Here is a 12,090-nt window from a genome sequence, read left to right as displayed (position 1 = left end):
TCGCGCCGACAGACCCGGACGGGGGAGTGCGGCGCCGCGGCCGGCGTCCAGCGCCGGCCGCTGCGTTGGCGCAGCCGCCGGCTGACGCCGCGATCATCGCCCAACGGAAGGGCGGATTCCAGTAGCATGTGCCGGCAGGGCAGGGCGGAACTTTCAGCATCGCAAGCCAGGAAGGCTTCGCTATGCACACCCGCATGGATCGGGCCATGCCGCGGAGATTCCTTGGCTACCCCCGAAATTCGGTTTACATATTGGCCGCTCGGCGATGGCAACCGGTCAGGTTGGCTGGGCATTTTGGGCAGACAGGTCTTGGACGAGATATGGAAACGCAGTTCGATATCGGCGCCCGGCTGAAGGCCATCCGCACGGCCGCGCGGCTGTCGCAGCGCCAGCTCGCGCAACGTGCGGCCGTTCCCCATGCGCAGATCTCGAATGTCGAGAAGAACAAGATCAGCCCGTCGATCTCGACCCTGCGAAAGATCCTCGCGGGCCTGGGTGTCGACATGGCCGACTTCTTCGAGCCGGAGCGAAAGCTGCCCCCGGGGCCGTTCTTCCAGGCCCACGAGCTCATCGATCTGACATCGAGAGTTGCTGCACATTCAATAGGTTTCGGCGAAGGGAACATGAGTTTCCGACAGGTCGGGGACGCCCGCAGCCACAACCTCCAGATCCTGCATGAAGTCTACGAGCCGAACGCGGATACCGGCGAGACTTTCCTCCAGCATGCCTCGAACGAGGGTGGCTATGTCGTCGAGGGCGTACTCGAGCTCACCGTCGGCAGCGAGGTGCGCCTGTTGAAGGCGGGCGAGGCCTATCTCTTCGACAGCCGCATCCCGCATCGCTTCCGCAACGTTTCCGAGGCCCGCACGGTGGTCATATCGGCCTGCACGCCGCCCTATCTGTGATGCTCAGGATTTTGTCCGCGCCTTGCTCAAAATAATGAGCAGTGCTATGAGGTCCGTATTGCTTCAGGAAAGGCAGACGGATGACCAGTTCAGCACAGTTGCAGGCCCGCCAGAAGGCTGCCGTTGCCCCCGGCGTCGCCACGCGCGGCATCTACGCGGAGCGCGCCGATAATGCCGAACTGTGGGACGTGGACGGCAAGCGCTACATCGATTTTGCCGCCGGTATCGCCGTCAACAATACCGGGCACCGCCACCCCAGGGTGATGCAGGCGGTGCAGGAGCAGGCGCAGCGCTTTACCCATACCTGCTTCCATGTGGCGCCCTATGAGGGCTACGTGCGCCTCGCCGAGCGGCTGAACGCCATCGCGCCGACCGGGGCCGAAAACCGGACGATGCTCGTTACGACCGGCGCCGAGGCGGTGGAGAATGCGGTCAAGATCGCCCGCGCCCATACCGGGCGCTCGGGTGTCGTCGCCTTCAGCGGCGGCTTTCACGGGCGCACCATGCTGGGCATGGCGCTGACCGGCAAGGTGTCGCCCTACAAGAAGAATTTCGGCCCGTTCCCCGCCGAGATCTACCATGCCGCCTTTCCCAATGCCTATCTGGGCGTCACCACCGAGGACGCCATCGCCTCCCTGGAGCGCCTTTTCGTTTCCGACGTGGAGCCGGACCGCGTCGCCGCGTTCATCGTCGAGCCCGTGCAGGGCGAGGGCGGCTTCAATATCGCGCCAACGTCCTTCCTCCGTCGCTTGCGCGAGATCGCCGACGAGAACGGTATTCTGCTTATCGTCGACGAAGTGCAGGCCGGAATGGCGCGTACCGGCAGGATGTTCGGAATCGAGCATTCCGGCGTGACCGCCGACCTCGTGACCATGGCCAAGGGACTGGCCGGCGGCTTCCCGCTCTCGGCCGTCGTCGGCAAGGCCGAGATCATGGCGGCGGCCCATCCGGGCGGCCTCGGCGGAACCTATGCCGGCAATCCGCTTGCGGTTGCGGCGGCGAATGCGGTGCTCGACGTCATCGAAGAGGAAGACCTCTGCGCGCGTGCGCGCGTGATCGGCGAGCGTATCGCCTCGACGCTTCGCGCCATCGCCCAGCGCCAGGGCTTGGAGCGCATCGGCGACGTGCGCGCGCTCGGTGCCATGGTCGCGTTCGAGCTTGTCGAGGATAGGGAGTCGAGGCGTGCCGCCCCCGATCTCGCCGCCCGCGTGGTCAGCGAGGCCGAAAAGCGGGGCCTCATCCTGCTGTCCTGCGGGACGCGCGCCAATGTGATCCGCATCTTGTCGCCGCTGACGATCGGCGACGACACTCTGGCCGAAGGGCTGGACGTGCTCGAACAGGCGATCGGGGCGGCGTTCTCGGCAATCGAGGTGCATTAGCGCTCCCGCCCCGGTCCCTCGCGCCTCCCAGTCCCCACCCTTGCCGCCGCCTGAGGCGGCGCCCGCCCAAGACGGCGCCCACCGGGGCGCCGGCCCCTGACAACGGAACGGATGACATGACCGACGCAGCCTTCGTCTATCCCGACACGCAACTCCTGATCGACGGCACGTGGCGCCCGGGCGCCGACGGCATGAGCATTCCCGTCATCGACCCGGCAACCGGCGAGACCATCGGCAAGGTCGCGCATGCGACGCGCGCCGACCTCGACGCCGCGCTCGCCGCCGTCGATCGCGGTTTCGGAATCTGGAGCGCGACGTCCGCCTTCGAGCGTTCGAAACTCATGCGCAAGGCGGCCGAGCTGCTGCGCGTGCGCGCCGATCGCATTGCCTGGATCATGACACGCGAGCAGGGCAAGCCGCTTGCCGAGGCCAGGGCAGAGGTGCTGGCCGCGTCCGACATCATCGACTGGTTCGCCGAAGAGGCGCGGCGCACCTATGGCCAGATCATCCCGGCCCGCACCCCCGGGGTCATGCAGATGGCCGTGAAGCTGCCGGTCGGTCCGGTGGCCGCCTTCACGCCCTGGAATTTTCCCATCAACCAGGTGGTGCGCAAGCTTTCGGCGGCGCTTGCCGCCGGCTGCTCGATTATCGTCAAGGCGCCTGAAGAGACGCCGGCCTCCCCCGCCGAACTGGTCCGCGCCTTCGTCGATGCCGGCCTGCCCGCGGGCGTCGCCAACCTCGTCTATGGCGTGCCGGCGGAAATCTCGGAATACCTCATCCCGCACCCGGTGATCCGCAAGATCTCCTTCACCGGCTCGACCCCGGTCGGCAAGCATCTGGCCGCGCTGGCCGGGCAGCACATGAAGCGCGCCACCATGGAACTCGGCGGCCATGCGCCGGCCATCGTCTTCGACGACGCCGACCTCGACAAGGCGGTGAGCCTGCTGGCCGCTTCAAAGTTCCGCAATGCCGGCCAGGTGTGCATCTCCCCCACCCGTTTCCTGGTGCAGGACGGTGCCTTCCCTTCGTTCCTCGCGGCCTTCACGCAGGCGGCAAAATCCATCAAGGTCGGCAACGGCCTCGACGCGGCGACCCGGATGGGCCCGCTCGCCAATGACCGCCGCATCCCGGCCCTCGAAGCGCTCATCCAGGATGCGGTGGAGCGCGGTGCCACGCTGCAGACGGGCGGTCGCCGCGTCGGCAACACGGGGAACTTCTTCGAGCCGACGGTACTCGCCAACGTGCCCACCGAGGCGCGCCTGATGAACGAGGAGCCGTTCGGGCCGCTCGCCATCGTCAACCGCTTCTCGACGCTGGACGAGGCGATCGCGGAGGCCAACCGGCTGCCCTTCGGCCTGGCGTCCTACGCCTTCACCGGTTCGGCCGCCACCGCCCATGCGCTCGGCATGCGTATCGAGGCAGGCATGACGACCATCAACCAGAACAGCCTCGCACTTCCCGAGGTTCCCTTCGGCGGCATCAAGGACTCGGGCTACGGTTCGGAGGGTGGATCCGACGCGATCGAACCTTACCTGATCACCAAGTTCGTCTCGACCGCGGCCTGACGCCGCTGCCCGACCCTGCCGCTGCGCGCCCGCTTCGAGGCGCGCTGCGAACGCGGTACCACCGGCCGCCCGCGAAAGCGGGCCGGCCCACTGCCGTCCGTCCACCCACTCACCTCTGCGATGCGCTCTCGGTGCGACATCACGCATGCGTGGCTGCCGCTGCTCTACGGAGGTACCGAACCTGTGGTGCGGCCCCGCCGGGCGGCCGAAAAACCTCCTCCGGAGGTATGTCCGGGAGTCGGCGAAACGACGAAAAGTGTTGACACATTAGCGATCCGGGCTACGATCACGCCGAAAGGATTGCTGAAATGGTGGTAGTTGAGGCCCGCAAGCTTGCGGAAACAGTAGACAGAAGCGGCAAACGGCAGCTGCGTCGCGAGGGCCGCGAGTCGCACCGAGTGTTCGACGGCATCGTGGAGCGCATCGTTTCGGGATCGCTTCGGCCCGGCGCAAAGCTGAACGAGCCCGAACTGGCAAGGGACTTCGGCGTGAGCCGGGGACCACTGCGCGAGGCCATCGGCCGGCTCGAAGAGCGGCAGCTGGTGCGCTGCACGCCCAATGCGGGGGCGCGTGTCATCGAGCATTCGCCCGAGGAGATCCTGCAGGCCTTCGAGTTGCGCGAGGCGCTCGAGGGCATGGCCGCTGGGCTCGCTGCGGAGAGGATGACCGAGACCGAACTCGCCGAACTCAGGTCGATCTACGAAGAGGAAATCGAAAGCCAGAAGTCGAACAGCTGGTCGCGAAATTTCCACCTGTGCATCGTGCGGGGCAGCCGGAACGCGCAGATCGGCCGGATCCTCAACGAGGACTTCTACCGCCTCCTCAAGTTGTGGCGGCAGACGTCCAGCTGGCTTTGCCACGGGACGGACCTCACCTGGAACGAGCATCGACGCATCCTGGACGCGATCGAGAACCGCGACGGGGAGTGTGCTGAAATGCTGATGCGGCGGCACATCAACCGCCTGCGGCTGACGAGCATCAGGAACCTGGCCGCGCTCGAGAAACCCGAAACCGCCTGAGGACGCGACCGTGACTTCGCTATCAGGTCCGAAGACCTTCTTCGAGAAGGTCTGGGAGCAGCATGCCATCGTCGGGCTCGGCGACGATACCGATCTGTTGCAGATCGACAGGCTGTTCCTGCACGACCTGAGCGGCAGCGCTGCCATCAGAAAGCTGGAGGCGTCGGGCCGGAGGCCCGACAGCAACGCGCAGGTGTTCGCGGTCATCGACCACCTGGTTTCCAGCCGGCCGGGACGTGGCCCGGATGAAACGGGCTCCCGGGGCGGGGGCGAACTCATCCGCGACATGCGCCGGCTGAGCCGGGACTACGGCATCACGTTTTTCGATTCCAACGACGCACTGCAGGGCATCGTCCATGTGGTTTCCCCCGAGCTCGGCATTGCGCTGCCCGGGGTAACGCTGGTGTGCGGGGACAGCCATACCTGTACGGTCGGCGGCGTCGGTGCCCTGGCCTGGGGCATCGGGGCCAGCGAATGTGAGCATGTACTGGCAACGCAGACGCTGCCGCAGGTGCGGCCCAAGACGATGCGCGTCAACCTCGAGGGCGAACTGCAGACGGGGGTTTACGCCAAGGATATCATCCTCTTTCTCATCGGCGTGATCGGCGCCAATGGCGGGATCGGCTATGCCGTGGAGTTCGCCGGCCCCGTTATCCGCAGCATGCCTGTGGAAGGGCGGATGACCATCTGCAACATGGCGGTGGAGTTTCAGGCGAAATACGGCTTCGTGCCACCCGACGACGTGACGCTTGCCTACCTGCGGGGGCGTCCCTATGCCCCTGAGGGCGAGGCCTGGGAACGTGCCGTCGCTCACTGGCGGTCACTGTCGACGGATCCGGACGCCGCCTTCGATCGCGAGGTCACCATCAATTGCTCGCAGATCGAGCCGCAGGTGACCTGGGGCACGAGCCCGCAGCAGGTCGTCGGCATCGGCGGGCGAATCCCGCTCCCTGAGGAGATCGGCGATGCGGGGGCGCGCGACATGAGCCAGCGCGCGCTGGACTACATCCAACTGCAGGCCGGGCGGCCAATTGCGGGCGTGCCGATCGACTTCGCCTATATCGGCTCGTGCACCAATGCCCGGCTCTCCGACCTGAGAGCTGCGGCAGACGTCCTGCGCGGCAGGAAGGTTGCCGACGGGATACAGGCGGTGTGCGTGCCGGGTTCGGAGAGCGTGCGCGCCGCGGCGGAGGCCGAGGGACTGCACACGGTGTTTCTCGAAGCGGGGTTCGAGTGGCACCAGGCGGCCTGCGCCATGTGCTCGAGCGGAGCGGCCGACCGGGTGGGCGGCAAGCGCGTCATCAGCACGACCAATCGCAATTTCGAAGGCCGGCAGGGGCCGGGGACGCGCACCCACCTGGCAAGCCCGGCCACGGTTGCTGCGTCGGCAATCGCGGGCGCGATTGCCGATGTGCGCCAGCTTGTGGGTTAGACGATGGAAAGTTTCACGCGCATTACGGCGATCGCGGCGCCGCTCATGCGGATCAATATCGATACCGACCAGATCGTGCCGGGCAAGGAACTCGTCCGCGTCCGCAGCGAGGGTTATGCCGCCAGCCTGTTCGCCTCGTGGCGCTATATCGGGGAGCGGGAGCCCAATCCGGAGTTCATCCTGAATATCGCGCCCTGGAACCGGGCGCAGATCCTTTTGGCGGATCGCAATTTCGGCTGCGGATCCTCGCGCGAGGCCGCACCCATGGCGCTGCGGGCCTGGGGGTTCCGCGCCGTCATCGCCCCCAGCTTCGGGGGCATCTTCTACAACAACTGTTTCCGCAATGGCCTGCTGCCCGTCGAATTGGCGATCGAGGACGTGGAAGCCATCGCCTCACTGGTAATGGCGAGCAATGGGAGCCGGCAGGTCTCGGTCGACCTCGACGCCGGGCGTGTGTCGGCGGCGGATCGGACCTGGTCGTTCGACGTCCCCGCGACGCTGCGCGAGATGCTGCTCAAGGGCCTGGACCAGATCGACCTGACGCTCAGCCGCATGGAGCAGATTGCGCGCTTCCGGGAACGCGACCGGCAGGTGCGGCCGTGGGCATACGAGGTCGCCCGGGTTCGCGCCTAGACTTCGCCGGTCTTGGCGATCGTTCGGTCGTTTCGGCGTCGACCTCAGGAAGCCGGGCGGTGGGGGGAACGGTAGGTCGGGGCCAGGGTCGTGACCGCCCCCATCGCGGCGTATGACGGCCCCGCAATCCGGCAGAGCGGGCGCAACCTGGCGGTGTCGATCTTGCCGTCGCAGTAAAGTTCGTCACGAACATGGAAGGCGAGCACTTCGCCGACGGTGAATTCACTGTCGCCGCGGCCGAAGTTCACGCAGGTCGAGAAGCGGCATTCGAGGCTGGCTTGGGCCGCCGCCAGGCGTGGCACGCCAACATGCTCGCCGTCGAGGAGGTCGAGCCCAAGGACGTCCACCTCGCTGGTTTCGGGAGCGAACTCGGTGCCGCTCATGTGCACCTTGTCGGCCATGGTATCGTCGACGATATTGACCACGAACTCGCGCCGCTGCCGGATGTTGCGCGCGGTGTCCTTAAGCACCCCGTTCTTCCGGCTGATGCTCATGCCGACCATCGGCGGTTCGGACGACACCAGGGTGAAGGCGCTGAACGGCGCCAGGTTGACCACGCCCTGTAGTGAAAGTGTGGTCACCCAGGCGATCGGCCTAGGCACGATGACGCCCGTGAGGAGCTTGTAGGCCCGGTCCCGGTCGAGCGCGGAGGCGACAATCTTCATGGGAGGTTCCTGGCGTGCGTCGTGGCCGGCCAGCGCGGGGCGGCCGGCCACGGCGCGGGCACTTACGTCCTGGCAGCCAGGTCCTGGATGGCCTTGATGTCGAAGTTGTTGGCTTCGCTTATGAATTCGTTCGTGTAGCAGTCCTCCGGCGCGACGGTTCCCTCGAGCGTGCCGGAGGCCACGTAGAACTCATAGGTCGAACGCCATTGCTCGGGATTGTGCCAGCCCAGTGGCTTGTCCGCTTCGTGGGCGACATTCTCCATGAAGGCCAGCAGCGTGCGCTTCGACTCCACCATCCATTGGTCCATGGGAATATTGGCCGGGCGGGCGCTGGGGGCCGCTTCGACGAACAGCCGCAATGCCGCGTCCGGATTGGCCTTGGTGAATACGATCGCCTTCGCCCAGCAGCGCATCAGGCCGATCAGCCGTTCCCGGTTCTTGTCGAGGTACTCCTCGGTCACGCAGATCGGCAGGCCGGCGAGGCGCGACCGCACCGGCAGGGGAATGTAATCGAACTGGCTGCCCGCATTCTCCAACTGCGCGAAAGCGCTTTCCCAGAAGCCGAGGGCGTCGATGTTGTTCGATTCCAGCGCCGCAACTGCCGCTGCGCCCTGGCCGATGGGGATGATGGAGTAGTCGGTTTCCTGAAGCCCCGCTTCGGCAAAGGAGAGTCGCAGCACGTTGACAGCTCCCGAGCCGAGGCCGCTGACACCGACGCGCTTGCCCTTGAACTCGGACAGGCTCTTGAGGGGCGAACCCGGGGGCACGCCCAGCATCCAGCCGCTGCGCGTCTTGTGGATGAACATGGAGCGCACCTTGCCGCCCTGTTCGCGCGCCTTCATCAGGATGTCGGTGGAGATTGCGGCCAGCGCGGCGCTGTTGCTGATGACCGCCTGCAGCGCGGGCGTCGAGCCGTTGACGGCCTGCAGGCCGAGATCCACCCCTTCCTCCTCGAACCAGCCGAGTTGCCGGGGCACACCCCACAGGAACACGGACTCGCTCGGCTGGTAGGATGGGTGGTTCTGGACGAGCTCGAGCGCCAGGGGCGCCTTGCCGTCCTGCGCAAACGCCATCCTGCTCATCAGTGGCGCCGCAAGGGCGCCTGCAACAAAGGCACGTCTATTGAGTCTCATTCGATGCTCCCTTTCCAATCGAGTCCTTGGACCCCTCTCTCGAAGTCGTGTGTGCGGGCGCGCTGCGCGCCATCGGCTATTCGCCGCTCTACCTGTCAGAGCGGTGAATAGCCGATCGATCCGTTGTATTTCTGAGCGTCTTCGGCCGGCAGGTATTCGGCCTCGAGCGCCATGATTTCCTTGAAGCCGACGAATTCGTGCATGTCCCCGACCGGGTGGTCGGCGATGCCGGAGAAGAACGCCTTCAGGAACTCCGCGTCGCCCGCCTTGAAGGCCGCCATATAATCGAACATCGCCCGGGCCGCGGCGCGCAGGCTGCCGGTGGCATTGCTGACCATCTTGACGCCGCAGGCCTGCAACTCCTCGCGGTCGAGCAGGGGAGATACACCTGTCCTGTTGTAGTGCACCGGCACGCTGACCTCGGCGCAGACCCGCCGCACCTCCTCGATGGAGGTCAGTCCCTCCGGGAAGATCATATCCGCACCGGCATCGGCATAGGCGTTGGCGCGGGCGATCACGTCCGCGAGCGTCCCGCCCTGCACGCCGCGCGCGTCGGTGCGGGCGATGATGACGAAATTCGGATCGAGCTCGTCGCGCACCCGCGCCGCGGCACGGAACTTGCCGACGGCTTCCTCGATCCCGACGACCTGCTTTCCCGCAACGTGCCCGCAGCGCTTGGGAGAGACCTGGTCTTCGATATGGATGGCGGCGGCACCGGCGCGGATGAACTCCTCCGTCGTTCGCATGACGTTGATGGCATTGCCGTAGCCGGTGTCGGCATCGGCAATGACGGGAATGCCAACGGCGGCGCTGACCCGGCGGCACACGTCGACGATCTCCGTCATCGTGACGAGGCCCACGTCGGGCTTGCCGAGCAGTGAGACCGAGATGGCGTATCCCGACAAGCCGAGGACCTCGAAGCCGGCGCGTTCGATGATCTGGGCGCTGAGCGCGTCATAGGCTCCCGGCTTCACAAGCAGGCGGGAGCTGCGCAGCAGGTCGCGCAGAAGGGCGGTCTTTGGCTTGTTCATGAGTCTCAACTGTCTACAGCGGGGCGCAAAAAATCTCGTTATGGCCGATATTTTCCGCAGAAATCCGATCTGTCAACACTTTTTGTCAACACTTGCACATGAGTGGCCGGCGACCTGAGGCGCACCTCGCCGATGCGGCCGCCGCTCGCGTGCCCGCCCCGCCCCGGCTTCGGTACGCCACACCAGCGGACAGCAGGGGATCGTGCAGCACTCGGTGCGCGCGGCGGCGAGCGCCAGAGGCCCCGCGGGGTGCACTCGGAAGAGGATCCGACCGGCGGCACTGCCGCTGCCCGACTGCGGCATCGCGGGGCTCGCCGCCAACGGGCCGCGACCGGTGTTGCCGTGCGGTAGGCCGCGACCCGGCTGCAGGGTGTGGGCAAAATGCCGACACATCGGTCGAAAACACGCCGTTTTTGAGTTGACACTGGCGAAATATTCGACATTGTGTTGACACACAGACTGCAAATGTGGCCCAGGAGCTGCGGTCCACCCGTGAACGCAACACAGAGACCATCGGAAATGTCGACACTACACGTACCAGATGCAGCGGAAGTGGCGGATCGAGGGGCGGTGCGCAGCCGCTCGGGCCGCTGCGTGGGAGCGATCAGATGATGGCGGCGCCAATGCTCGCCGGGCAGGCCGTCAGACGGCCCGGGACGCCCGGGCAGGACGGTCCGATGATCACCGTCTCGCATCTGGAGAAGGTTTATCATACGCGCGACCGTCGGCGCGTGCATGCGCTCAAGGACGTGACCTTCTCGATCGCGCCGAGCGAGTTCATCTCGATCGTCGGGCCGAGCGGGTGCGGAAAATCGACGCTGCTCAAGATCCTGGCCGGCCTGATCAAGGCGGATGGGGGCACCTTCGGGATTGCCGGACCGTCGCCCTCCCGCGACCGGTCCGGATCGGAAGTCGGCTTCGTCTTCCAGAGTCCGGTGCTGCTCCCGTGGCGCACGATCCTCGAGAACGTCCTGTTTCCCAGTGAAGTGTTCGGGACGGACAAGCGGCAGGCGCGCAGCAAGGCCCTCGAACTGCTCTCCATGGTCCAGCTCGAGGGTTTCGAGGACCGCTATCCGCACGAATTGTCGGGCGGCATGCAGCAGCGTGCCGCGATCGTGCGGGCCCTGGTGCACGAACCGTCGATCCTCATGATGGACGAGCCCTTCGGGGCCCTCGACGCGATGACGCGGGAGGCCATGAACTTAGAAATCCTGCGCATCTGGAGGGCGACGCAGAAGACCGTGCTCTTCGTCACGCATTCCATCACCGAGGCCGTATTCCTGGCCGACCGCGTGCTGGTGATGACGCCGCGGCCGGGGACGCTGGCCGAGATCATACCGATCGACCTCCCCCGCCCCCGGGGGCTCGAGATCATCAACAGCCCCCAGTTCGGAACCTATGCCACGCATATCCGTGGCCTGCTCAATGCGCATGGAGATTTGTCATGACCGACTCGCGTGCCATGGCCGGTTCGGCACCGATCCAGAAGCAGGCCGCGTGGTTCGGCAGGGCCGTGGCGCACAACCTGGCACCGATCCTGTCGGTCCTGCTGCTGGTGTGCCTGCTCGCCTCCTGGTGGGCGGCCGCGCAATATTTGTCGATCCCGCGCTATATCCTGCCCCCGCCCGCAGAGGTCATCACGGCCCTCGTCCAGGGCCTGTCACGCTCGCCCTTCGACCCCGGCGGCTACTGGTACCACCTGGGCATCACCGCCACCGAAGCGTTTCTCGGCTTTGTCGTCGGGTGCTCGCTGGGCGTGTTTCTGGGTTTCCTGATCTCGCACTTCGTCATCCTCGAGCGCATCTTCTACCCGTATATCGTTGCGTTCAAATCGCTGCCCAAGATCGCGATCGCCCCGCTCCTAGTCGTGTGGTTCGGTTTTGGCATCGAACCGAAAGTGTTCATCACCGCCGTGATCACGTTCTTCCCGGTGCTGGTGAACACCATGGCGGGCTATCGCAGCGTCGATCCCGACCGCATCGACCTGGCCCGCTCGGTCAAGGCCAATGCCTGGCAGATCCTGTTCAAGATCCGACTGCCCAGCGCGCTTCCATTCATCTTCGCCGGCCTCAACATCGCCGTCGTCCTTGCCTTTCTCGGCGCCATCGTCGGCGAGTTCGTGGGTGCGCAAGCCGGCATCGGCCTGCTGATCCTGTTGTACAATCAGGAACTGAACATCCCCGCCGCCTATGCCTTGCTCATCATCCTCGCTGCCGTCGGCGTGAGCGTGTCGCTGGGCATGCGCTACCTGGAGCACAAGTTCTGCTTCTGGGCGCAGCGCGAGCGCCAGGACCTCGCCACCGAGGAGGCGTGAGGGCGCAGACCCTC

General features: G+C 65.9%; 11 protein-coding genes. 8 read left to right on the top strand and 3 right to left on the bottom strand.

Annotated features, from left to right (window positions below; genetic code table 11):
- Positions 1–320: 320 nt before the first annotated feature.
- From VGD93_RS01030 to leuD, 6 genes are all read left to right on the top strand, one after another.
- Positions 321–905, top strand: a complete 585-nt coding sequence (locus VGD93_RS01030) for a cupin domain-containing protein (protein WP_395008314.1) — start codon at positions 321–323, stop codon at positions 903–905.
- An 80-nt stretch (positions 906–985) separates the two neighbouring features.
- A complete protein-coding gene (gabT, locus tag VGD93_RS01025; RefSeq protein WP_395008312.1) occupies positions 986–2,284 on the top strand; it encodes a 4-aminobutyrate--2-oxoglutarate transaminase in 1,299 nt (432 codons plus the stop codon).
- 116 nt (positions 2,285–2,400) lie between these two features.
- Complete coding sequence (locus VGD93_RS01020) at positions 2,401–3,849, top strand: NAD-dependent succinate-semialdehyde dehydrogenase (RefSeq protein WP_395008310.1); 1,449 nt, start codon at positions 2,401–2,403, stop codon at positions 3,847–3,849.
- 398 nt (positions 3,850–4,247) lie between these two features.
- On the top strand, positions 4,248–4,868 hold the full coding sequence (locus VGD93_RS01015; protein ID WP_395008308.1) for a GntR family transcriptional regulator: 621 nt from the start codon (positions 4,248–4,250) through the stop codon (positions 4,866–4,868).
- Between the two features lie 10 nt (positions 4,869–4,878).
- Positions 4,879–6,300 (top strand): 3-isopropylmalate dehydratase large subunit, encoded by a 1,422-nt coding sequence (locus tag VGD93_RS01010; RefSeq protein WP_395008306.1) that lies wholly within the window; start codon positions 4,879–4,881, stop codon positions 6,298–6,300.
- A gap of 3 nt (positions 6,301–6,303) precedes the next feature.
- Positions 6,304–6,933 carry a 3-isopropylmalate dehydratase small subunit gene (gene leuD / locus VGD93_RS01005; RefSeq protein WP_395008304.1) on the top strand — a complete coding sequence of 210 codons (630 nt, stop codon included), beginning with the start codon at positions 6,304–6,306 and terminating at the stop codon, positions 6,931–6,933.
- A gap of 44 nt (positions 6,934–6,977) precedes the next feature.
- Here the strand turns inward: leuD and VGD93_RS01000 are convergent, their stop codons facing one another.
- From VGD93_RS01000 to VGD93_RS00990, 3 genes are all read right to left on the bottom strand, one after another.
- On the bottom strand, positions 6,978–7,598 hold the full coding sequence (locus tag VGD93_RS01000) for a flavin reductase family protein (RefSeq protein WP_395008302.1): 621 nt from the start codon (positions 7,596–7,598) through the stop codon (positions 6,978–6,980).
- 62 nt (positions 7,599–7,660) lie between these two features.
- Positions 7,661–8,731, bottom strand: coding sequence for an ABC transporter substrate-binding protein (locus VGD93_RS00995; RefSeq protein ID WP_395008300.1), 1,071 nt, complete (start codon positions 8,729–8,731; stop codon positions 7,661–7,663).
- 95 nt (positions 8,732–8,826) lie between these two features.
- Positions 8,827–9,762 carry an isocitrate lyase/PEP mutase family protein gene (locus VGD93_RS00990; RefSeq protein WP_395008298.1) on the bottom strand — a complete coding sequence of 312 codons (936 nt, stop codon included), beginning with the start codon at positions 9,760–9,762 and terminating at the stop codon, positions 8,827–8,829.
- 677 nt (positions 9,763–10,439) lie between these two features.
- Here VGD93_RS00990 and VGD93_RS00985 point away from each other — a divergent pair.
- Both VGD93_RS00985 and VGD93_RS00980 read left to right on the top strand, forming a co-directional pair.
- On the top strand, positions 10,440–11,210 hold the full coding sequence (locus VGD93_RS00985) for an ABC transporter ATP-binding protein (RefSeq protein WP_395008296.1): 771 nt from the start codon (positions 10,440–10,442) through the stop codon (positions 11,208–11,210).
- On the top strand, positions 11,207–12,076 hold the full coding sequence (locus VGD93_RS00980; RefSeq protein ID WP_395008294.1) for an ABC transporter permease: 870 nt from the start codon (positions 11,207–11,209) through the stop codon (positions 12,074–12,076). Before VGD93_RS00985 ends, VGD93_RS00980 begins: the two co-directional genes overlap by 4 nt.
- The last annotated feature ends 14 nt before the right edge of the window (positions 12,077–12,090 follow it).

It is taken from the genome of Devosia sp. (genome assembly GCF_036406155.1).
Taxonomy (GTDB): domain Bacteria; phylum Pseudomonadota; class Alphaproteobacteria; order Rhizobiales; family Devosiaceae; genus Devosia_A.
This window is presented reverse-complemented; position numbering and strand designations above follow the sequence as displayed.